Raw genomic sequence first — 22411 nt, 5'->3', positions numbered from 1 at the left:
GCGCGGGCCGGGGCCCGGCTGACACGATCTCCGTATGACCGGTACACCCGAAGAAGAGACAGTGGACGCGGCGGCGGGGGCCGAAGGCGCCCGGTTCGACGCCCTCGTCGCCGAGGCCGCCGCCGCACCGGTCGCCGGCTGGGACTTCTCCTGGCTCGACGGCCGGGCCACGGAACAGCGCCCCTCCTGGGGATACGCCCGCGCCATGGCGGACCGGATGGGGCGGGCCCGGGCCGCGCTCGACATCCAGACCGGCGGCGGCGAGGTCCTCGCGTCCGTGCCGAAGCTGCCGCCGCTCGTCGTCGCCACCGAGTCCTGGCCGCCGAACGTCGCCCGCGCCACCGCCCTGCTGCACCCGCGCGGCGCGGCCGTGGTCGTCGACCCGGACGAGCCGCCGCTGCCGTTCGGCGACGACGCCTTCGACCTGGTGGTCAGCCGGCACCCGGTGGTCACCTGGTGGGAGGAGATCGCCCGGGTGCTCGCCCCCGGCGGCACGTACTTCTCGCAGCAGGTCGGCCCGGCCAGCGTCTTCGAGCTCGTCGAGTACTTCCTCGGCCCCCAGCCGCCACAGGTGCGCGGCGCCCGGGACCCCGAGCGGGCCCGGGCCGCGGCCGAGGCGGCCGGGCTGGAGGTCGTCGACCTGCGGGCGGAGCGGCTGCGCACCGAGTTCTTCGACATCGGCGCCGTCGTCTACTTCCTGCGGAAGGTGATCTGGATGGTCCCGGGCTTCACCGTCGAGGAGTACCGTCCGCGGCTGGCCGAGCTGCACCGCCTGATCGAGACCGAGGGCCCGTTCGTCGCCCACACCACCCGCTTCCTGATCGAGGCCCGCAAGCCGGAGCGGTGAGCCGGGGAGGGAACCGGCCGCGGCCCCGGACGATCGCCGCCCCGCATTCCGCGAAGGGTGCGACCCTGGACGGTGAGCGCCGGGGAAGGGGATCGTCATGAGGACGGGCAACGGGGACGGAGCACCGCGCGTCCCGCGGCAGGGGAGGGCCGACTGGCTCCGGGGCTCCCGGATCGTCGGGGTGCTCGGTGTCTTCTACCGGCCGGAGGGACGGGTCGGGGAGCCGGAGGCCGTCGAGTTCCTGCTGGCCGACGGCCAGTCGGTGCTCCTGACCTGTGCGCCGGAGGGGGCCCTGCGGGTCGGCCCGGGTGCCTGGCCCCGGCTGCCCGACTGGTGCGTGCCGTCGGGCCAGTGGGAGTTCGCCCCCGTGACGAACCTGCCGCCGCCGCCCGACGGCGGCTGGACCGTCACCCGCACCGAGGAGCACGGCGACGAACGGGGCCAGGTGTGCGAGGCCGTCATCCGCTGCGAGGGGGGCAGCTTCGTGGTCGTCGGCGGCGACACCATGACGATCCGCTTCACCCACGGCCACCGGGGCGCCCCGGCAACCGCCTGACCCTCCTGGCCCAAGCCCTGTCCCATACTCGGCGCATGACCTCTGTGAGATGCGCGGCCAGGGCCGCCGCCACCGCGACGGCACTCGTTCTCGTCCCCGCCCTCGCCCTCGTCGGCTGCGGCACGGAGCGGGCCGGAACCGGTACCGGGGCCGGCGGATCCGGCACGAGCAGCGTCCCGCCCCCGGGGAACGCCTCCTCCGACGGACCGGTCGACGGCAGCGACGCCTCGAAGTACCGGGAGAACCACGCCTTCCAGTCCACCGCCGAACTGTCCCCGGCCGACCGGGAGCGGGGCGACGCCGAGGTGAAGAAGGTCGTGGCGGGCCTGTCCGGGGTCGCGGAGGGCCGCAGGAGCACCGAACCCCGGGTCCGCACCGCACTCACCGGCCTGGGCTACCCGTCCGAGTCCATATCCACCGGCACCTTCGGCACCCACCGCACCACCTTCGTCCTCGACCTCGGCAGGCTCTGCGTGGTGGGGTCGCTGGACGGCGAGGTCGGCGGACGCGTCACGGCCGAGGCGCACGGCAAGTACCTGGAGGGAACCGGCTGCGTGAAGCCGGTCGGGGGCCACTGAGGAACCGCCGGACGGCCTGTGGACCGTCAACCCGGTGACGCGCGCGCAACGGAGTTCAGTGAATTCGGAGAGTAATTGTGGAGTGGCGTGGCGCGCAGCATCACTTACGAAGGGTTATGGTGGAAACCCCCCCTCGGGCCGGTCCGTATCCCCCCCCACGGACCGGCCCGTTTTCTTTTGGGCCGCGGGACCGGTCATGGGCCGGTCCCGCGGAGCCCGTCTCCCGTCAGCTCCGTCCGGCCCAGATGTTGGTGCCCGCGGTGTCCACGGCGAAGGTGTCGATCTCGGCCAGTTCCTCGTCGGACAGCGGGGCCCCGGCGAGCGCCGCGACGTTCTCCTCCAGCTGGGCCACGCTGGAGGCACCGATCAGGGCGGACGTCATGCGGGGGTCGCGCAGCACCCAGCACAGCGCCAGCTGGGCGAGCGACTGGCCGCGGCGCCGGGCGATGTCGTTCAGCCCGTTCAGCCGGCGCACCACCTCGTCCGAGAGCAGGCCGGGGTCCAGGGACTTGCCCTGGGTGGCGCGCGAACCCTCGGGGATGCCCGTCAGGTACTTGCCGGTGAGCAGGCCCTGGGCGAGCGGCACGAAGGAGATGCAGCCCATGCCGGCCTCCTCCAGGGTGCCGAGCAGACCGTCGTCCTCGATCCAGCGGTTGATCATCGAGTAGGACGGCTGGTGGATCAGGGCAGGCACGCCCATCTCCCTGAGCAGCCGGGCCGCCTCGGCGGTCTGCTCCGAGTTGTACGAGGACACCCCCACGTACAGCGCCTTGCCCTGCTGGACGGCGGAGGCCAGGGCCCCCATCGTCTCCTCCAGCGGGGTGTCCGGGTCGAAGCGGTGGGAGTAGAAGATGTCGACGTAGTCCAGGCCCATCCGCTTCAGCGAGGCGTCGAGCGAGGACAGCAGGTACTTGCGGGAGCCCCATTCGCCGTACGGGCCCGGGTGCATCTCGTAACCGGCCTTGGTGGAGACGATCAGCTCGTCCCGGTACGGCGCGAAGTCCTGGTGGAAGATCTTGCCGAAGTTGAGCTCGGCGGAGCCGGGCGGCGGCCCGTAGTTGTTGGCCAGGTCGAAGTGGGTCACGCCCAGGTCGAAGGCGCGGCGCAGGATCGCCCGCTGGGAGCCCAGCGTGCGGTCGTCGCCGAAGTTGTGCCAGAGGCCGAGCGAGACGGCGGGCAGCTTGAGACCGCTGCGACCGGTGCGGCGGTACTCCATGGAGTCGTAGCGCGAACCGGCGGCGAGGTAATGGAGAGGGGAATCAGTCACGTTTCTCTCCTTATCACGGACTTGTGACAGACCGGGTTGGGCCGGTACGCCCCCTGCGCAGTAATGTGGCGGCTTCGGGGGGCCGTCATGACATGGCGGGGCGACGGACTCTGTGTACCGGCGCGGTGACCCGGGGGGGACGACCCCGGGCACAGGGGCGGGCGGGCCCGCACGGAACCGAGAGGTGAACTCAGTGAACTTGCGCGACCTGGTGTACGGGCTCTACGCGCGCCGGGTGGAGTCCCGCCTGGACCACACCCAGGTGCCCAAGCACATCGGCGTCATCCTCGACGGCAACCGGCGCTGGGCGAAGGCGTCCGGCGGCACGGCCGCGCAGGGCCACCAGGCGGGTGCGGACAAGATCAAGGAACTCCTCGGCTGGTGCAGCGAGACGGACGTGGAAGTCGTCACGCTCTGGCTGCTGTCCACGGACAACTTCGACCGGCCCGAGTCCGAGCTGACCCCGCTCCTCAAGATCATCGAGAACACGGTGCGCGACCTCGCGGCGGACGGCCGCTGGCGGGTCCACCACGTCGGCACGCTCGACCTGCTGCCCTCCCACACCCAGACGGTGCTCAAGGAGGCCGAGCAGGCCACGATCGGAATCGACGGGATACTGGTCAACGTCGCGGTCGGCTACGGCGGACGGCAGGAGATCGCGGACGCGGTCCGCTCGCTGCTGCTGGAGCACTCCAGCAAGGGGACGTCCTTCGAGGACCTCGCGGAGATCGTCTCCACCGACCTGATCTCCGAACACCTCTACACCCGGGGCCAGCCCGACCCGGACCTGGTCATCCGCACCAGCGGCGAGCAGCGGCTGTCCGGCTTCATGCTCTGGCAGAGCGCGCACTCCGAGTACTACTTCTGCGAGGTCTTCTGGCCGGCCTTCCGCCGGGTCGACTTCCTGCGCGCCCTGCGCGACTACGCGGCCCGCCACCGCCGCTACGGCGGCTGACGCCGCCCCACCCGTCCCCGCCCCCGGCCCGCCGCGGGCGGCTGACGCCGTGTCCGCCCCCGGCCCGTCCGGGGCGCGGGGGCACAACGGCACGGACGGACATCCCGGCCCCCGGCACGGACCGGACCGGAGCCCGGACCACATCCCGGATCACACGCGGCCGGGACACAACCCCCAGCTCACCCGCCCCTGGCGGCATGGCTTCGCGTGTTCGAGGGAATACCCCTGACAGGTCGACATCCGGTCAGGAACCAGGCGGATGTCGTGTCCAGATGAGCGGCATGGAGTCCGCTCGCCCGGGAGGCCCTTTGCACACGAAGGACCGTACACACCGTGCGGCCGACGCGGAGGGCCGGTGCTCGGCCCGCGCAACGGGGCCAGAGCCCGGTCCGTTCTCTCCCATTGGGATGCTCCGCGACGCCGTCGCACCCCAACCTCGTCCGAGGGGGTACGTCCTTCCGTGGTGACCAGCACAAAGCGCCGCATTCCCGACAGGCGCACCTACGTTCTCGACACCAGCGTGCTGCTGGCCGATCCGAACGCCATGGCCCGGTTCGACGAGCACGAAGTCGTGCTCCCGATCGTCGTGGTCACGGAACTGGAGGCCAAACGGCACCATCCGGAGCTCGGTTACTTCGCCCGGCAGGCCCTGCGCCTGCTGGACGACTTCCGGGTCAGGTACGGCCGGCTGGACGCCCCGATCCCGCTCGGGGATCTGGGCGGGACGCTGCGCGTCGAACTCAACCATTCCGATCCCGGCGTGCTGCCCGCCGGCTACCGGTTGGGGGACAACGACTCACGGATCCTCGCGGTCGCGCGCAACCTCCAGGCCGAGGGGTACGACGTCACGGTCGTCTCCAAGGACCTGCCGCTGCGCATCAAGGCGTCCTCGGTCGGCCTCCTCGCCGAGGAGTACCGCGCCGAACTGGCCATCACCGACTCCGGCTGGACGGGCATGTCGGAGCTCCCGCTCGGCGCCGAGCAGGTGGACCTCCTCTACGGGGAGGAGACGCTGTACGTGCCGGAGGCCGCCGAACTGCCCGTGCACACCGGGCTGGTCCTGCGGTCCGAGCGCGGCAAGGCGCTCGGCCGGGTCACCGCCGAGGGCAATGTGCGCCTGGTGCGCGGCGACCGGGAGGTCTTCGGCATCCACGGCCGCAGTGCCGAGCAGCGCATCGCGCTCGACCTGCTCCTCGACCAGGACGTCGGCATCGTGTCCCTGGGCGGCCGGGCCGGCACCGGCAAGTCGGCGCTGGCGCTCTGCGCCGGTCTCGAAGCCGTCCTGGAGCGCAGGCAGCACCAGAAGGTGATGGTCTTCCGCCCGCTGTACGCGGTCGGCGGGCAGGAGCTGGGCTACCTCCCCGGCACCGAGGCCGAGAAGATGAGCCCCTGGGCGCAGGCGGTCTTCGACACGCTCTCGGCGGTCGCCGGGCGCGAGGTGATCGAGGAGGTGCTGGGGCGCGGGATGCTGGAGATCCTGCCGCTCACCCACATCCGGGGCCGTTCGCTGCACGACGCCTTCGTGATCGTCGACGAGGCGCAGTCGCTCGAACGGAACGTCCTGCTGACCGTGTTGTCCAGGATCGGGTCGAATTCCCGGGTCGTCCTCACGCATGACGTGGCCCAGCGGGACAACCTCAGGGTCGGCCGGTACGACGGGGTCGTCGCCGTGGTCGAGAAGCTGAAGGGCCATCCGCTCTTCGCGCACGTCACGCTCACCCGCTCCGAGCGTTCGCACATCGCCGCACTGGTGACCGAAATGCTGGAGGAAGGCCAGATCTGATACGGGTTACGCCAGTTGGTGCCGCCCGGCAGGCGCAGTAGCTTAGCCGGGCGGCACCGTGCTGCGGCGGTATTTTCGTAAATCACTTGCTCCGAATGAGGTGTGAGCTTTCACACGCAACGGAGAATTGCTTCCCGGCGCCCCGTTCCGGCAGAGTCTTGCTTCCGTCAGGCCCCGCATACGGCACATGAGCACCTCCGAAGGTGCCACGCACCACACAACTCAACAAATGCCGTCCGTATGCCGCCCGCGAGTACCACGCGGCACTCCTTCGCGGAGTCGCCCACCGGGCCCGTGCCTCCCGTGACCCAAGCAGTGGGGAGGCCAGCGCCAGGGGCACGATTGCGTCCGCGAGGTCACCTAAGCGGGCGATGCTGGAAGGACACCGTGTGAGCCGGATCTCGGTCCGGGGATTCGCCGTGGCATCTGCCACTGCGGTCACCACCGTCGGCGCCGTCGTAGGCGTTGCGTCGGGCAGCACTCCCGCTGTCGACGACAACAACTTCGAGGCGACCGCAGCCGACACGACGCTTCTCGCCGACATCCCTGCGGGCGAGCAGGCCCAGGTGCAGACGGCCTCGCTGACTCAGCAGGCCGACGCGCAGGCCTCCGCGGCCGACGCCGCGGCGAAGAAGTCCGCGGAGGAATCGGCCCGCATCCAGGCCGCCAAGGACGCCAAGGCGAAGAAGCAGGCGGCCGAGGACCGGGTGGAGAAGGAGCGCCAGGAGAAGAAGGAGCGCGCCGAACGCGCCAGCCGCTCCTCGATCCGCAGCGCCTCCTCCTTCGCCACGCAGGGCTCGTACACCGTGGCCGAGGTCCAGGCGATGGCTCGCCAGATGGTTCCCGGCGACCAGTTCCAGTGCTTCAGCAACATCGTGAACCACGAGTCCACCTGGAACTACCGGGCGACCAACCCGTCCTCCGGTGCCTACGGCCTCGTCCAGGCGCTGCCCGGTTCCAAGATGGCGTCCGCCGGTGCCGACTGGCAGACCAACCCGGCCACCCAGATCAAGTGGGGCCTCAACTACATGGACAGCCGCTACGGCAGCCCGTGCGGTGCCTGGTCCTTCTGGCAGGCCAACCACTGGTACTAGACCTGCCGGACCCTCAGAGGTTCGCGGTTCGAACGTGCAGAGCCCCTCGCCGTCCTACGGTGGGGGGCTTCGCGCGTGTACGGTCGGTTCGGGCCGTCCGGAGGGGAGTGGCGGGGGAGAAGACGGGGGAAGAGGAACGAACATGTCGAAGATTCCGGGGTGGCTCGGCCGACTCGGGGCCGAACTGACCGAACTGGGCGACCGGTTGGAGCGGCGCCGGGCCGAGGCCGAGGAGGACGCGGCCGCACGGGCCGGCGCCGCTCCGGCCGAGGCCGCCGTCGTGCCCACCGGATCCGCAGGGTCCGCCGGGGCCGTGCCGCCGGACGGTGTCCGGTCCGGTGCCGCGGCCGTCACCGACCACGTGCCACCGCCCCCCTCCTACGCGCCCTCCGTGGCCGCCCGGCCCGATCCGGTCGCGGCGATCCCCTGGGGCATGCGGGTCGCGGCCGAGGCGGGCTGGCGGCTGCTCGTCCTCGCGGGCACGCTCTGGGTGCTGATGCGGATCATCAGCGCCGTGGAACTGGTGGTCCTGGCCTTCGTCGCCGCGCTGCTCGTCACCGCGATGCTCCAGCCGACGGTCGCCCGGCTGCGCCGGCGCGGGCTGCCGCGCGGGCTGGCCACCGCGGTCACCGCGGTCCTGGGCTTCGTCGTCATCGGGCTGGTCGGCTGGTTCGTGGTCTGGCAGGTCATGGACAACCTCGACACCCTCTCCGACCGGGTGCGGGACGGCATCGACGAGTTGAAGCGCTGGCTGCTCGACAGCCCCTTCCACGTCACCGAGCAGCAGATCAACGACATCGCGAAGAATCTCAGCGACACCATCGGCACCAACACCGAACAGATCACCTCCGCCGGACTGGAGGGCGTCACGGTGATGGTGGAGGTCCTCACCGGGATGCTGCTGGCGATGTTCTCGACGCTCTTCCTGCTGTACGACGGCAAACGCATCTGGGAATGGGTGCTGAAGCTGGTGCCCGCCCAGGCCCGGCCGGGCGTCGCGGGTGCCGGGCCGCGCGCCTGGCGGACGCTGACCGCCTATGTGCGGGGCACCGTCATAGTGGCGTTGATCGACGCGATCTTCATCGGGCTCGGGATCTTCTTCCTCGACGTCCCGATGGCGGTGCCGCTGGCCGTCTTCATCTTCCTCTTCGCCTTCATCCCGCTGGTCGGCGCCGTGATCTCCGGGGCGCTGGCGGTGGTCGTCGCGCTGGTCACCCAGGGCGTGTTCACCGCGCTGATGGTGCTGGTCGTGGTGCTCGCCGTGCAGCAGATCGAGGGCCATGTGCTCCAGCCGTTCATCCTGGGGCGGGCGGTGCGGGTGCATCCGCTGGCCGTCGTGCTCTCCGTCGCCGCCGGCGGTCTCATCGCCGGCATCGGGGGAGCCGTGGTCGCGGTGCCGCTGGTCGCGGTCACCAACACGGTGGTCGGCTATCTGCGGACGTTCGGGCGGGAGGAGGCCCTGCGGCTCGCCCCGCAGCCGCGCGGCGCGAGCGCCGTCGACGTCGCCCCGACGCCCGCGCCGGGATCGTCCGCCGGAAAGCCCGGCCCGGACGAGGGCGAGAACGGCGCGTAGGCCCGGGCCGCCGGGCACCGGACGGGCCCCGGGCCGGAAGCGCGGTACGGACCGGCGGAGCGTGCACGGAGCGACCTGAGCGGGTACGGGGCGGGTGGACGCGAGAAGGGCCCCGGGGACGGTCGGTCGTCCACGGGGCCCCGCTCGTACAACAGGGTACTGCCGGCCTACTCGGCGAGCACGGCCTCGGCGTCGAGGGTCACGCCGACCGCCTGGATCACCGAGGCGATCTTGACGGCTTCCTGGATGGTCTCGCGGTCCACACCGGCCTTGCGCAGGACCTGCTCGTGCGAGTCCAGGCACTGGCCGCAGCCGTTGATCGCGGAGACGGCGAGCGACCACAGTTCGAAGTCGATCTTCTCCACGCCGGGCTTGCCGATGACGTTCATCCGCAGGCCCGCCCGGAGCGTCCCGTACTCGGGGTCCGACAGCAGGTGCCGGGTCCGGTAGAACACGTTGTTCATCGCCATGATGGCGGCGGCCGACTTCGCGGCGGAGTACGCCTCCGCGGAGAGGTTGGCCTTCGCCTCCGGCTCCAGCTCGCGCAGCACCTTCGGCGAGCGCGAGGCGATCGCGCAGGCGAGGACGGTGCCCCACAGCTGCTGCTGGGGGAGCTCGCTGTTGCCGATGACCGAGCCGAGGTTCAGCTTCAGGTCCTTGGCGAAGTCCGGGACGGCGGCCTTCAGTTCGTCGAGTGCCATGTCGCTGTCAGCTCACTCGCCCGCGAGGAGCGCGACCGGGTCGAGGGTGTTCTCGCCCTTGGTCCAGTTGCAGGGGCACAGCTCGTCGGTCTGCAGGGCGTCGAGGACCCGCAGGACCTCCTTGGGGTTACGGCCCACGGAACCGGCGGTCACCATCGTGAACTGGATCTCGTTGTTCTGGTCGACGATGAAGACGGCGCGCTGGGCGAAGCCGTCCTCGCCCTCGATGCCGAGGTCACGCATGAGCTCGTGCTTCGAGTCGGCCATCATCGGGAAGGGCAGGTCGGTCAGGTCCGGGTGGTCCTTGCGCCAGGCGTGGTGCACGAACTCGGAGTCGCCGGAGAAGCCGAGGATCTGCGCGTCACGGTCGGCGAACTCGTCGTTCAGCTTGCCGAAGGCGGCGATCTCGGTGGGGCACACGAAGGTGAAGTCCTTCGGCCACGCGAAGACGATCTTCCACTTGCCCTCGTAGGTCTTGTGGTTGATCTGCTCGAACTCCTTGCCGCTCTCCAGCGAGACGCAAGCGGTCAGGTCGAACTCGGGGAACTTGTCACCGACAGTGAGCACGCGCTCTCCTTGCAGCGTTGGAATCCCTTTTTGGGGGAGTTCCTGAGGGTTGGACGGACTCCACCTTGGCACAGGGTGCATTGATCACGGAAATAGCTACACTTTGCTGTGATGATCGGAGGTGCCTATCAGTGGCGCAAGGGATTCCGGGCAATCGCCCTAAACAGCCCAGCCTCTCGCAGCTGCGCGCCTTCGCGGCCGTCGCCGAACATCTGCACTTCAGGGACGCGGCGGCAGCAATCGGGATGAGTCAGCCCGCGCTGTCCGGGGCCGTTTCCGCCCTGGAGGAGGCACTGGGTGTCCAGCTCATCGAGCGTACGACGCGCAAGGTGCTGCTCTCGCCGGCCGGTGAGCGGCTGGCGGTGCGGGCGCGGGCGGTGCTGGAGGCCGTCGGCGAGCTGATGGAGGAGGCCGAGGCGGTCCGGGCGCCGTTCACCGGGGTGCTCAGACTCGGCGTGATCCCGACCGTCGCCCCGTACCTGCTGCCGACCGTGCTGCGGCTGGTCCACGAGCGCTATCCGGAACTGGACCTCCAGGTGCACGAGGAGCAGACCTCCTCGCTGCTGGAGGGGCTGGCGGCGGGACGGCTGGACCTGCTGCTGCTCGCGGTTCCGCTCGGGGTGCCGGGGGTCGCCGAACTCCCGCTGTTCGACGAGGACTTCGTGCTGGTGATGGAGCGGGATCACTGGCTGGGCGGACGGGTCGACATCCCGCGCGAGGCGCTGCGCGAGCTGCCGCTCCTGCTGCTCGACGAGGGGCACTGCCTGCGCGACCAGGCCCTCGACATATGCCGGGAGGCCGGGCGCACGGAGGGCGCGCCGGTCACCACGACCGCGGCCGGGCTCTCCACCCTGGTGCAGCTGGTGGCCGGCGGACTCGGAGTGACGCTGCTGCCGCGCACCGCCGTACCGGTCGAGACCGGCCGCAACGACGCGCTGGTCACCGGCTACTTCGCGGAGCCCGCGCCGTCGCGACGGGTGGCCCTGGCGATGCGGACGGGGGCGGCGCGGCGCGAGGAGTTCGAGGAGTTCGCGGCGGCGCTGCGGGAGGCGATGACGGCGCTGCCGGTACGGGTGACCACGGGCGACGGCTGAGGGCCGAGCCGGTCCGGGCGGGGGCCGGTGCGGGAAGGACGTGAGGGCGTCGCGAGGTTCCCGGCGGGGGGCCGGGACGGCGGGCGGCCCCGGCCCCCGGATGTCCGGGAGTCCGGGGCCGCGGCCTCGGGTATTGCCGTGCCGTCACTCCGTGCGCAGGCCCTCCGGGCGCATCATGCGCCACAGGGGCGGCAGTGAGACCAGGGTGATCAGCAGGATCAGTGCCCCGCCCGCGCCGGCCATCGGCAGGAACAGCCACCAGTCGGTGACCTCCTTGTCGAGCATGGAGATCAGGGTCGCGCCCAGGCCGACCCCGCCCGCGACGGCCACCGTCAGTCCGATGACCACGGGCACCGCCGTCTGCCAGAGCACCGACCAGCCCAGGGTGGAGCGCCGGGTGCCGAAGGCGACCAGGACCGACAGCAGGCGCTTGCGCTCGCGCAGCTGCTCCAGCTGGGAGACCAGCATCGAGGCCGCGATCAGCAGCAGCGTCGCCGTGCCGCCGACCTGGAGGCCGCGCTGCACGCTGGCGTACTTCCGGTCGCGGGCCTCCGAGGTGAGGGACGACACCCGGGCCATGGGGTCGACCGAGGCCACGGCGTTGCGTACGTACTCCGCGGCGTCCTTCACGTTCTCGTCGATCCGGACGTGTGCCTCGGTGGTCGCATCCGGCAGGGTGGACGGGTCCACCGCGCCGAGGGTGGCCAGGATGCCGGAGGTCTCGTCACCCAGCGCGGTGCCGCGGGCGGTGACCGTCCGGGCGTCGGCGGGCAGCGTCCAGCGCACCGACTTCTCGCCGGACCCCGACTCGACCATGACGTCCTCGCCCTTGCGGGCCGTCCGGTCGATCCACTGGGACATCTCCTTGTCCTTCGTGGGGTGCGAGACGAAGGTGTCGCCGTCCTTGCAGGAGTCGATCCGGGCCATCTGGCGCAGGCTCGCGCAGTCGGCGACGGTCAGGCTGGTGGTCCGCTGGACCTCCGGGCTGCCCTCCGCGTCACCGGGATGGGTGACGTACGCGTTGACCTTGCCGATGGCCGACTTCACGCCCTTGGCGGCCCGGAGCGCCTCGACGATCCGGGTGGCGCCGTCCCGGGTGACCTTCTCGGAGTACGAGGAGTACTGGGGCCGCGTGGCGTCCTGCGTGGTCACCTTGATGAACTCGTCGCCGACCGCGGCGGTCAGCATCTGCAGCGCCACCGCACCCGCGACCGCGACCGTGATGCCGCTGACCGCCCGGGAGGCCGCCCCGCTGCTCAGCTGGAGCCTGCGGACGGCGAGCTGCCAGGCCACCGGGCCGCCGTGCAGCCGGTTGACCAGTGCCTCGACCATCCAGGGCAGCAGCAGCGCGAGTCCGACCAGGACCAGCACCGCCCCGCCCGCGATCGGATACGGGTCGACCGTGCCGTACGGGTCGACCTTGCCGGTCAGACCGAGTACCGCCAGGCCGGCGAACGGCAGCGGCAGCCGCCACCAGAGCCGGCGTCCGCGGCTGCGGCCGTTGCGGATGACCCCGAGCGGCTCGACGACCACCGCGCGCATCGCGGCCAGCGTCACCACCACCGCCGTCAGCGGCACCGCGACGACCACCAGGGCCGTCAGCCGGAGGTCGGGCACCAGGTCGGCCGGGAAGACACTGACGTTCCACATCTCGATGCCGCCGATGAACTGCCGGGCCACGAAGAAGAACACCACACCCGTCACCACGCCGAGGAGCGCCCCGAACAGGGCCTCGCCCGCCGCGATCCGCCGGGTCATCCGGATGTCCGTGCCGACCAGGCGCAGCGCGGCGAGCCGGCGGTCGCGGCGGTCGCCGCCGAACCGCACCGCCGTCACGATGAAGATCGCGACCGGCATCAGCAGCACCACGCAGATCATGATGATCAGCACGATCAGGATGGGCGGCATCTCCTCGCCCATGCCCGGGTCGCCGTACCCGGCGATCCGCTGGGCGCCGTGCCCGGCGACCAGGGTGTCGTTGCCCGCGTAGTAGACCAGGTCGCTCGGCGAGACCAGGCCGGGGTCGGCGATCGTGCCGACGGTCCGGTACGGCAGCCGCTCCTTGAGGAGGGCGCCGTCCGAGGAGCCCAGCAGGTCCTTCAGCGCGGGGGAGACCACCATCTCGCCGGGGGCGGGGAAGCGGTCGACGCCCGGCGGGCGCACCGGCTGCGCGCCGTCCGCCCGCATCAGCCGGCCCTCGACGACGTGCCCCCGGAACTCCGTCTCGACGTCGGACAGCAGCACCGAGGCGTCGGACTTCGGGGCGGGCTTGCCCGGCGAGGCGTCGACGACGCTCGCGGCGCGGCCCGCGCTGCGATCGGTGCGCTGCTGGAGCATGTGCGGCACGGAGGCCGCGGTCAGCAGCAGGGCCACCCCGAGGCCGACGCCGACGGCGGTCAGCGCGGTGCGGATCCAGCCCTCGCGGCCGCCGCCCGCGCCGAAGCGCATGCCGAGGCCGAGGTCGCGGAGCCAGGCCGCGAGACCGGTGGGGGCGGTGGGGCGGGGGGTGGCCGGCGGGGCCACCGTGTTCTTCTCGTCGAGCATGGTCATCCGATGTGCTCCAGATCGCGGGTCCGCCCGTCGCGCACGGTGACGTCCCGGTCGGAGTACGCGGCGACGCGGGCCTCGTGGGTCACCAGGACCACGGCGACGTTGGTGGACCGGGCGGCCTCGGTGAGCAGCTGCATCACGCGCTCGCCGTTCAGCGAGTCCAGGGCGCCGGTCGGTTCGTCCGCGAAGATCACCTTCGGGGAGGCGGACAGCGCGCGGGCCACGGCGACGCGCTGGCCCTGGCCGCCGGAGACCTCGCCGGGGCGCTGGGCGGCGACGTTGTCGACCTCCAGGCGCTCCAGCCAGTGCAGGGCGGTGCGCTCGGCCTCCTTGCGCCTGGCACCGGCCAGCCGGAGCGGCAGGGCGACGTTCTCCACGCAGGTCAGCTCGGGGACGAGCTGGCCGAACTGGAAGACGAAGCCGAACTCGGTACGGCGCAGCGCGCTGCGCTCGGCGTCCGACATGGCGGACAGCTCGCGGCCCGCGTACGTGATCGTGCCCCGGTCCGGGGTGACAATGCCCGCGAGGCAGTGCAGCAGGGTCGACTTGCCCGAGCCGGAGGGGCCCAGCACGGCGACGACCTCGCCGGGGTGGATGGAGAACGAGGCACCGTCGAGTGCGGGCGTCTGGTTGTACGTCTTGTACAGGCCCTCGGCGCTGAGCAGGGAACCGGCGGGGGTCATGCGCCCACCTCCATGGCGAGTCGGTCGAGTCGGGCTGCGGTCAGTTCCAGCCAGCGCAGATCGGCTTCGAGGTGGAAGAGGGCGTGGTCGCAGATCAGCTGGTCGGCGAAGTCGCCCTTGCGCTTGCGGTCGGTCAGGATGCGCATGAGGCGCAGGTGCTCGGTGCGCTGGGTGTCGAGCAGGGACTCGGCGCTGCGGCCGGTGAGCAGGGCCAGGACGACCTTGGTGTAGAGCGTCGACTGGAGGTACGGCTCGGGCTTCTCCGGCTGTGCCAGCCAGGCGCCGACATCGGTGATGCCGGCGTCGGTGATGGCGTACCGCTTGCGTTCGGGGCCGCCACCGCTCTCTATCCCGTCGACCTGGACGAGCCCGTTCTTGAGCAGCCGCGACATGGTCGAGTAGACCTGCCCGTAGTGCAGGGGGCGGTCGTGGCCGAACTTCTCGTCGAACGCGCGCTTGAGGTCGTAGCCGTGGCGTGGGCCGGACTCCAGGAGCCCGAGCAGGGTGTGGCCGATAGACATGCGGAGCACTGTACACGGTGTGTATACCCCCGGTGTATACGGGGGGTGGGGGCACGGGAACGGGCGCGGGGAGAGCTTCTCCCCGCGCCCGCGTCTTCCCGGAATGATTCGTTCCGACCCGAGGCGGTGGCTCCGGGCCGTGACCCCGGTCCCGCCGCCCGGCCCTCAGCCGTCGCCCGTTCCCGTTCCCCCGCCGATGTCCGCGTCCGCGTCCGTGGCCGGCCCTCGGGCCTCGTCCGGTTCCGGCCGGTTCTTCGGCGGGCGGCCGCGGCGCGGGATCGGCCGGGCCGTCCCCGGCAGCCGGCCCGCCTCCGACAGCGCGCGGCGCAGCAGGAACTCGATCTGGGCGTTCGCGCTGCGCAGCTCGTCGGAGGCCCAGCGGGCCAGGGCGTCGTGCACCGCGGGGTCCAGCCGCAGCAGCATCTGCTTGCGCTGCGGCTGTTTCCTGCGCTCCGGGGTCTGTTCGGTCACTGGTAGAGAGTGCCCGTATTGAGGACCGGCTGTGCCGCGCGGTCACCGCACAGCACCACCATCAGATTGCTGACCATGGCGGCCTTCCGCTCCGAGTCGAGCTCGACGATGTCCTGCTCGGCGATCCGGGTCAGTGCCATCTCGACCATGCCGACCGCGCCCTCGACGATCTGCTGCCGGGCCGCGACCACCGCTCCGGCCTGCTGGCGCTGGAGCATCGCGGAGGCGATCTCGGGGGCGTACGCGAGGTGGCTGAAGCGCGACTCGATGATCCGGACGCCGGCCGCCTGCACCCGGGCGGTCAGCTCCACGGCCAGCTTCTCGGTGATCTCCTCGGCGTTGCCGCGCAGCGAGAGGCCGCCCTCGTCGTGGGCGTCGTAGGGGTACTCGATCGCGATGTGCCGGACGGCCGACTCGGTCTGGGTGGCGACGAACTCCAGGAAGTCGTCGACCTCGAAGAGGGCCTGCGCGGTGTCCTCGACCTTCCAGACGACGATCGCGGCCAGCTCGATCGGGTTGCCGTAGGCGTCGTTGACCTTCAGGACCGCGGTCTCGTGGTTGCGGACCCGGGTGGAGATCTTCCGGCTGCTGGTGAGCGGGTTGATCCAGCGCAGCCCGTCCGTGCGGATCGTGCCGACGTACCGGCCGAAGAGCTGGATCACCCGGGCCTCGCCCGGTGCGACCATCTTCACACCCGTCATGCAGAAGAACGAGGCGATGACGAGCAGGACCCCGAAGATGCAGACCGGGACGCCCACGCCGTTGTTCCCGTTCGAGCCGACGACGCCGCCGACGATGGCCAGGCCGATGCCGCCGATCACCCCGAGCACGGTCAGCAGCAGACCGAGACCGCCGGGAATGCTGTGCGCCGTCACCTCTCTCACCTGGGGCTCGGGCATCTGCGGGGCGTCGGGCGTGAGCTCGGCGGGCAGGGTGGCAACATCGCGCGGATTACTGTGGTCGGTCATGGAATCCCCCGTTTCGTACGGCTGGCTCGTGCTAGCAATGTGATTACACATTACTGGTCTTCGCAACCCTGGGCACCTCTCATGAGTCGGTTCCCTACAGAACGGGTGCTGATTGTCACGTCCGAGAAAGACCGCATCGCTTGCTTTTTGTCCTCGCCGACGGTGTTAGCTGGCTGGGCCGAGTGATCCGGTCCAGCAGAGAAACAGGAGCAACACAGCGATGGGTCGAGCTGATGCGCGACGAGCCCAGCGGCGCGGAGCGCGGCGGGCCCCCAGGGGCGGCGGCATACGCAGACTCTTCACCTGGAAGAAGATGCTGGGCACCTTCTTCGGGCTCTGCCTGCTGCTCATGGGCGCCTTCGTCGCGCTCTACATGTACGTGGACATCCCGAAGGCCAACGCCCTGGCCGAGCGGCAGAGCAACGTCTACCAGTACAGCGACGGCTCCCTGCTGACCCGGACCGGTGACGGCGTCAACCGTCAGATCGTGGACCTCGCGGAGGTCCCCGAGAAGGTGCAGCACACCTTCGTCGCCGCCGAGAACAAGACGTTCTACGACGACGAGGGCATCGACCTGAAGGGCACCGCCCGCGGCATCCTCAACACGCTCAGCGGCAAGGGCAAGCAGGGCGGCTCGACCATCACCCAGCAGTACGTGAAGAACTACTACCTGACGCAGGACCCGACGATCAGCCGGAAGCTCAAGGAGCTGGTGATCTCCCTCAAGGTCGACAGCAAGAAGAGCAAGAACTACATCCTCGCCGGGTACATCAACACCGCGTACTACGGGCGCGGCGCGAGCGGCATCCAGGCCGCCGCGCAGGCCTACTACGGGGTCGACGCCAAGGACCTCGACGTCTCCCAGGGCGCCTACCTGGCCTCCGTGCTCCAGGCCCCCAGCCAGTACGACTGGCAGACCGCGAGCGAGACCGGCAAGAAGCTGGTCAAGGACCGCTGGGCCTACACGCTCGACAACATGGTCGAGATGAAGTGGCTCGACCAGGCCGAGCGCGACAAACTGAAGTTCCCGGTCCCGCAGAAGGCCAAGCCCGCCAAGGGCATGGAGGGCCAGACCGGATACCTCGTCGAGGCGGCCAACAAGGAGCTGGACAAGCAGGGCGTCACCGCGGAGATGCGGCAGGCCGGCGGCTGGACCTTCACGCTCAACATCGACAAGAAGCGGCAGAAGCAGCTGGAGGCGTCGGTCGACCGGCAGCTGGAGTCCAAGCTGGACCGCGAGGGCAACAAGGTCGACGCGACCGTCCAGGCCGGCGCCACCTCCGTGAACCCGAAGACCGGCGCCGTCGTCGCGATGTACGGCGGCGTGGACTACGTGAAGCACTACTACTCCAACGCCACGCGCCAGGACTACCAGCCCGCCTCCACCTTCAAACCGCTGGTGTTCGCCTCCGCGCTGGAGAACGGGTCCAAGACCCAGGACGGCGACCTGATCGGCGTCAACACCCGCTACGACGGCACCAGCAAGCGGCCCGTGGTGGGCAGCACCACCCCGTTCGCCCCGCAGAACGAGGACAACGTCAGCTACGGCGACGTCACCGTGCAGAAGGCGATGAACGCCTCCATCAACTCCGTCTTCGCGCAGATGGTCGTCGACGTCGGCCCGGCCGAGGTGAAGAAGACCGCGCTCGACCTCGGCGTGCCGGACAAGAACTTCCCCGAGCGCCCCGCCATCACGCTGGGCACGATGAACGCCTCGACCTGGGACATGGCGGGCGCGTACGCCACGCTCGACAACCACGGCAAGAAGGTCACCCCGTTCATCGTGAAGTCCGCCAAGCACCGCGAGCGGACGGTCGAGCCGGTCGAGGGCATCGGCGGCCAGGCCATCAGCCGCAAGTCCGCCGACACCGTCACCTCCGTCCTCCGGGGCGTCGTGAAGAACGGCTCCGGCAGCAAGGCGGCCAGCATGTCCTACGAGGCGGCGGGCAAGACGGGTACGTCGGAGAACAACAAGTCGGCCTGGTTCGCCGCCTACACCCCGGACCTGACCACGGTCGTCGCGCTCTTCGGCGAATCGCCCAAGGAGGGCGGCGGCCAGGTCAGCCTGACCGGTACCGCCAACTCCGGCCGGGCCAACGGTGGCGGCTTCCCGGCGGAGATCTGGGCGGACTACACGCTCGGCGCGCTGAACGGCACCCACGCCACGTTCGACCTGGAGGACGTCGAGCAGGGCGAGACCAGCCTGCCGCCGGCCTCGCAGAGCCCCTCGCAGTCGCCCAGCACCGACCCGTCGACCACGCAGTCGCCCTCCACGCCGGCCCAGAGCCCGAGCGACACGGCCAGCCAGTCGCCGAGCCAGTCGCCCGAGGTGCCGCCGAGCCAGTCGCCCGACGTGCCGCCGCCGAGCCAGTCCCCGGAGCCGCCGACCGGAGGAATAGTCCCCGGCAAACCGGCCGACGGCGACGAGAACGGCGCCGCCAACAACGCCTCCCGGCAGTGAGGGGCTGAAGCACAGGGGTCAGGGGCGGTGCCGGCCGGCACCGCCCCTGACCCGTTCCCGCGGGTACGCCGACCTCAGCCGCTGTTGACCTTCTTGGCGATCCGGTCGCCGAGGTCCTTGTCCACGTTGCGCCAGTACTCCAGCGCCCGCTCCAGGACCGGGGGGCTCACCCCGTCCAGCAGATGGCCGGAAACGTTCCCCACCATCCGCTCCCGCGCGGCGTCGTCCAGCACCTTGCGCACCAGCGTGCCCGCCTGGCCCCAGTCGTCGTCCTCGCTGTGCAGCTTGTACGCCTCGTGGACCATCTCGCCCGCCGTCGCCCAGCCCGCCGGGTCGCCGAAGCGCGCGGTGTCCGCGGCCGGACCGCCGTAGGAGTTCGGCGCGTAGACCGCTCCCGTACGGCTCGGCTCGTACCGCATCGGGCCGTCCTTCGCGTACGAGTTCCGGCCGAAGCGCGGGCGGTTCGGGGGCAGCTGCGCGTAGTTCGGGCCGATCCGGTACCGGTGGGTGTCCGGGTACGAGAACAGCCGGCCGAGCAGCATCTTGTCGGGCGAGGGCCCGATGCCGGGCACCAGGTTCGACGGCTCGAAGGAAGCCTGCTCGATGTGGACGAAGAAGTCCTCCGGATTCTCGTCGAGCGTCATCCGGCCGACCTCGATCTCCGGATAGTCGGCGTGCGGCCACACCTTCGTCAGGTCGAACGGGTTGAACCGGTAGTTCGGTGCGTCGTCGAACGGCATGACCTGGACGTACAGCGTCCAGCTCGGGTGGTCGCCGCGCCTGATCGCCTCGAACAGGTCGCGGCGGTGGACGTCGCCGTCCACACCGGCCATCCGGTCGGCCTCTTCCTGGGTGTAGAAGTCGATGCCCTGGTCGGTCTTGAAGCGGTACTTCACCCAGAACCGCTCGCCGCCCGCGTTGACCCACATGTAGGTGTGCGAGCTGTAGCCGTTCATGTGCCGGTACGTCTTCGGGATGCCCCGGTCGCCCATCAGCCACGTCACCATGTGCGCGGACTCGGGGGACAGGGTCCAGAAGTCCCACTGCATGTCGTGGTCGCGCACCGCGCTGTCCGGGCGGCGCTTCTGCGAACGGATGAAGTCCTGGAACTTCATCGGGTCGCGGACGAAGAAGACCGGCGTGTTGTTGCCGACCATGTCGTAGTTGCCCTGCTCGGTGTAGAACTTCAGGGCGAATCCGCGGGGGTCGCGCCAGGTGTCGGGTGAGCCCTGTTCGCCGGCGACCGTGGAGAAGCGGGCGAGCATCGCGGTCTGCTTGCCCGGCTGGAAGAGGTCGGCCTTGGTGAACTGGCTGACGTTGTTGGTCACCCTGAAGGTGCCGTAGGCCCCCGACCCCTTGGCGTGGACCACTCGCTCCGGCACCCGTTCACGGTTGAACTGGGCCATCTTCTCGATGAGGTAGTGGTCCTGGAGCAGGATCGGCCCGTCGGCCCCGACGGTGAGCGAGTGTTCGTCGCTCTCCACCGGGATTCCGGCGTTGTTCGTGGTGTAGGGGGTGTTCCGGGTCTTGGATTCCTCGGACACGAGCGTCCTCCCGTCGGTGGGGTTTCGGTCAGGTCGTCTCGTTCACGACTGAAGTCAAACCCGCCGACAGGGGGTCGGCAACATTTCGTCACGGTCCGTACGGGCTCTTCCCCGGGCCCGTACCGCGCCTACTGGGCCCGGGTCGGCATCTCGAACCAGACCACCTTGCCGGTCGAGAGCCGGGTCGCTCCCCACCGTCTGGCCAGCCGGTTCACCAGGAACAGACCGCGACCGCCCTCGTCCATGTCCCGCGCCCGGCGCTGCCGGGGCAGCTGCGGGGCGTCGTCGCCGACCTCGCAGCGCAGGATGTCGGTGCGCAGCAGCCGCAGCGAGACCGGTCGCTCCGCGTAACGGACGGCGTTGGTGACGACCTCGCTGACGAGGAGCTCCACCGAGTCGGAGAGGTCGTCCAGACCCCACCGGCCGAGCGCGCGCCGGGCCAGCCTGCGGGCCCGGCCCGGGGCGGTCTCCTCCGGCTCCAGGTGCCAGTAGGCGACGTCGCTCGGCGCGATCCCGTCGAACCGGGCGGCGAGCAGCGCGATGTCGTCGTCCCGGTCACCGGGGCCGAGCATGTCCAGGACGTCGTCGCACAGCGCCTCCAGCGGAGGCGAGTGGTCCGGTCCGGTGAGCCGGGCGGTGGCGGCGAGCCGCTCGCGCAGCATCTCGATGCCGGTCCACACGTCCCGCAGCCGGGACTCCACCAGGCCGTCGGTGTACAGCAGCAGGGTGGCGCCCGCGGGCGCGTCCAGCTCGACCGCCTCGAAGTCCACCCCGCCGACCCCGATCGGCGCGCCCGGCGGCACCCGGAGCACCTCCGCCCGGCCGCCCAGGTGGAGCAGGACGGGCGGCGGGTGCCCGGCGTTGGCGACCGTGATCCGGTGCGCGACCGGGTCGTACACCGCGTACATGCAGGTCGCCATGCGGTCGCTGCCCAGTCGCTGGGCCTGCTCGTCGAGGTGGTGCAGCACCTCCTGCGGCGGCAGGTCGAGCCCGGCCAGGGTCTGTGCGGTGGTGCGCAGCTGGCCCATGATCGCCGCGGACGTCATGGAGTGGCCCATGACGTCGCCGACGACCAGGGCGACCCTGCTGCCGGGCAGCGGGATCGCGTCGTACCAGTCGCCGCCGACCCGGGCCGTCTCGGCGGCCGGGAGGTAGCGGGAGGCGAGCCGGACACCGGTCGGCTGCGGCAGCGAGTCGGGCAGCATGGTGCGCTGGAGCTCGTCGGCGATGTACGCCTCGCGCCCGTACAGCACCGCCTTGTCGATGCCGAGCGCGGTGTGCGTCGCCAGCTGGGCCGCGACCAGCAGGTCGTTGGCCTCGAAGGGCGGGCGCTCGGTGCCGCGGAGGAAGACGGCGGCGCCGATCACCCGCCGCCGCCCGCGCAGCGGGGCGAGGATCGCGCGGTGCCCGGTGGGCACGGTGCGGTCGGCGCCGAGCAGCTCGGGCAGCGCCGCGCGGGCCGCCGCGGAGTCCCCGAAGACCGGCCGCACACCGCGCAGCACCTCGGCCAGTGCGCCGCCGGAGCGGACCTCGCACAGCTCGGCCGCGGGCGTCAGGTCGCTGTGCGGGTCGATGACGGGCAGCCGCAGCCGCTCGATCTCCGAGGCGCCGTCCGTCCCCTCCTCGTTCAGCCGCAGCCGGTCGGACCGGCGCAGCCGCAGCACGAAGGGGGAGACCGGCCGCTCGTCGCCGACCGGGAGCGGGTCGCGGAGGTAGACCAGTATGGCGTCGGAGAAGGTCGGCACACTGGCCCGGCACAGGCCCAGCACGATCTCGTCCAGGTCTATGCCCCGGGCGATCCGCCGGGTGGCGGCGCCGACGAACCGCAGCCGGTCGCCCTCGCGACGGACCGCGGCCTGGGGATCGAGTCCGGCGGGGCCGGTGTTCGCCGCCGGGCCGGGCGAAGCGGCCGGCCCCGGGATCGCGGCGGTGGCAGGGGAAGCGGCCGGTGCGGCGTCCTGCTGCCGCGGCCGGGTGCGTTCCTGCGACCGGGCGGCGAGGGGCTGCCGGCCTTCGTGGGAGGTGGGATGCTCCGTCACGCGTGGGATTCCGTCCGTCCGGGCCGGTTGTATGAGGCAATCGCCTTGTGAGGCGTTACTGTGCCCCGGCAAGAGCGGCGATAACAACGGCTGTCATCGGATGCCCCGGGACACGGGGCTGAAACCGGATGCCTGCGGGATGGGTCGATGACAACGTTT

Annotated in this window: 19 protein-coding genes; 9 read left to right on the top strand and 10 right to left on the bottom strand. The window is 71.0% G+C overall.

Annotated features, from left to right (window positions below):
• Positions 1-34: 34 nt before the first annotated feature.
• The 3 genes from ACFYW1_RS24985 (at position 35) to ACFYW1_RS24975 (ending at position 1981) form a co-directional block, all read left to right on the top strand.
• A complete protein-coding gene (locus ACFYW1_RS24985; protein ID WP_388997273.1) occupies positions 35-847 on the top strand; it encodes a class I SAM-dependent methyltransferase in 813 nt (270 codons plus the stop codon).
• 97 nt (positions 848-944) lie between these two features.
• Complete coding sequence (locus ACFYW1_RS24980; protein ID WP_388997270.1) at positions 945-1403, top strand: hypothetical protein; 459 nt, start codon at positions 945-947, stop codon at positions 1401-1403.
• 35 nt (positions 1404-1438) lie between these two features.
• Positions 1439-1981 (top strand): hypothetical protein, encoded by a 543-nt coding sequence (locus ACFYW1_RS24975; RefSeq protein ID WP_388997267.1) that lies wholly within the window; start codon positions 1439-1441, stop codon positions 1979-1981.
• 226 nt (positions 1982-2207) lie between these two features.
• On the opposite strand, the gene mgrA is transcribed toward ACFYW1_RS24975, so the two are convergent.
• Positions 2208-3248, bottom strand: coding sequence for an L-glyceraldehyde 3-phosphate reductase (mgrA, locus tag ACFYW1_RS24970; protein WP_388997264.1), 1041 nt, complete (start codon positions 3246-3248; stop codon positions 2208-2210).
• 193 nt (positions 3249-3441) lie between these two features.
• Between mgrA and ACFYW1_RS24965 the strand changes: the two genes are divergently transcribed.
• The 4 genes from ACFYW1_RS24965 (at position 3442) to ACFYW1_RS24950 (ending at position 8653) form a co-directional block, all read left to right on the top strand.
• Positions 3442-4203 carry an isoprenyl transferase gene (locus tag ACFYW1_RS24965; protein WP_388997565.1) on the top strand — a complete coding sequence of 254 codons (762 nt, stop codon included), beginning with the start codon at positions 3442-3444 and terminating at the stop codon, positions 4201-4203.
• A gap of 460 nt (positions 4204-4663) precedes the next feature.
• The gene (locus ACFYW1_RS24960; protein WP_388997261.1) at positions 4664-5986 is read left to right on the top strand and encodes a PhoH family protein; all 1323 of its coding nucleotides are present in this window, start codon (positions 4664-4666) and stop codon (positions 5984-5986) included.
• Positions 5987-6375: 389 nt separating this feature from the next.
• Positions 6376-7080 (top strand): transglycosylase SLT domain-containing protein, encoded by a 705-nt coding sequence (locus tag ACFYW1_RS24955; protein WP_388997258.1) that lies wholly within the window; start codon positions 6376-6378, stop codon positions 7078-7080.
• A 142-nt stretch (positions 7081-7222) separates the two neighbouring features.
• Complete coding sequence (locus ACFYW1_RS24950) at positions 7223-8653, top strand: AI-2E family transporter (protein ID WP_388997255.1); 1431 nt, start codon at positions 7223-7225, stop codon at positions 8651-8653.
• Between the two features lie 167 nt (positions 8654-8820).
• Here ACFYW1_RS24950 and ACFYW1_RS24945 read toward each other — a convergent pair whose 3' ends face one another.
• Both ACFYW1_RS24945 and ACFYW1_RS24940 read right to left on the bottom strand, forming a co-directional pair.
• Positions 8821-9354 (bottom strand): alkyl hydroperoxide reductase, encoded by a 534-nt coding sequence (locus ACFYW1_RS24945; RefSeq protein WP_283853696.1) that lies wholly within the window; start codon positions 9352-9354, stop codon positions 8821-8823.
• A 12-nt stretch (positions 9355-9366) separates the two neighbouring features.
• A complete protein-coding gene (locus ACFYW1_RS24940) occupies positions 9367-9921 on the bottom strand; it encodes a peroxiredoxin (RefSeq protein ID WP_189542777.1) in 555 nt (184 codons plus the stop codon).
• A 131-nt stretch (positions 9922-10052) separates the two neighbouring features.
• Here ACFYW1_RS24940 and ACFYW1_RS24935 point away from each other — a divergent pair, with 131 nt between their 5' ends.
• A complete protein-coding gene (locus ACFYW1_RS24935) occupies positions 10053-11015 on the top strand; it encodes a hydrogen peroxide-inducible genes activator (RefSeq protein WP_388997251.1) in 963 nt (320 codons plus the stop codon).
• 144 nt (positions 11016-11159) lie between these two features.
• On the opposite strand, the gene ACFYW1_RS24930 is transcribed toward ACFYW1_RS24935, so the two are convergent.
• The 5 genes from ACFYW1_RS24930 to ACFYW1_RS24910 all read right to left on the bottom strand — a co-directional run bounded on the left by ACFYW1_RS24930 (position 11160) and on the right by ACFYW1_RS24910 (position 16208).
• Positions 11160-13565: an ABC transporter permease gene (locus tag ACFYW1_RS24930; protein WP_388997248.1), complete on the bottom strand. Its 2406-nt coding sequence runs from the start codon at positions 13563-13565 to the stop codon at positions 11160-11162.
• A complete protein-coding gene (locus tag ACFYW1_RS24925) occupies positions 13562-14248 on the bottom strand; it encodes an ABC transporter ATP-binding protein (protein WP_388997245.1) in 687 nt (228 codons plus the stop codon). Before ACFYW1_RS24925 ends, ACFYW1_RS24930 begins: the two co-directional genes overlap by 4 nt.
• Positions 14245-14769, bottom strand: coding sequence for a PadR family transcriptional regulator (locus tag ACFYW1_RS24920; protein ID WP_388997242.1), 525 nt, complete (start codon positions 14767-14769; stop codon positions 14245-14247). The genes ACFYW1_RS24925 and ACFYW1_RS24920 overlap by 4 nt, the downstream gene beginning before the upstream one ends.
• A gap of 165 nt (positions 14770-14934) precedes the next feature.
• Positions 14935-15240, bottom strand: a complete 306-nt coding sequence (locus ACFYW1_RS24915) for a hypothetical protein (protein WP_388997239.1) — start codon at positions 15238-15240, stop codon at positions 14935-14937.
• Positions 15237-16208: an SPFH domain-containing protein gene (locus ACFYW1_RS24910; protein WP_388997236.1), complete on the bottom strand. Its 972-nt coding sequence runs from the start codon at positions 16206-16208 to the stop codon at positions 15237-15239. Before ACFYW1_RS24910 ends, ACFYW1_RS24915 begins: the two co-directional genes overlap by 4 nt.
• A 220-nt stretch (positions 16209-16428) precedes the next feature.
• Between ACFYW1_RS24910 and ACFYW1_RS24905 the strand changes: the two genes are divergently transcribed.
• On the top strand, positions 16429-18669 hold the full coding sequence (locus ACFYW1_RS24905; protein ID WP_388997233.1) for a transglycosylase domain-containing protein: 2241 nt from the start codon (positions 16429-16431) through the stop codon (positions 18667-18669).
• A gap of 74 nt (positions 18670-18743) precedes the next feature.
• Here ACFYW1_RS24905 and ACFYW1_RS24900 read toward each other — a convergent pair whose 3' ends face one another.
• Both ACFYW1_RS24900 and ACFYW1_RS24895 read right to left on the bottom strand, forming a co-directional pair.
• On the bottom strand, positions 18744-20213 hold the full coding sequence (locus ACFYW1_RS24900) for a catalase (protein ID WP_388997230.1): 1470 nt from the start codon (positions 20211-20213) through the stop codon (positions 18744-18746).
• A 128-nt stretch (positions 20214-20341) separates the two neighbouring features.
• Positions 20342-22252: a SpoIIE family protein phosphatase gene (locus ACFYW1_RS24895; RefSeq protein ID WP_388997227.1), complete on the bottom strand. Its 1911-nt coding sequence runs from the start codon at positions 22250-22252 to the stop codon at positions 20342-20344.
• Positions 22253-22411: the final 159 nt, after the last annotated feature.

It is taken from the genome of Streptomyces sp. NPDC002669, assembly GCF_042889165.1.
Lineage (GTDB): Bacteria > Actinomycetota > Actinomycetes > Streptomycetales > Streptomycetaceae > Streptomyces.
The sequence above is the reverse complement of the archived record's forward strand: the minus strand, read 5'-3'. Positions and strand labels throughout refer to the sequence as shown.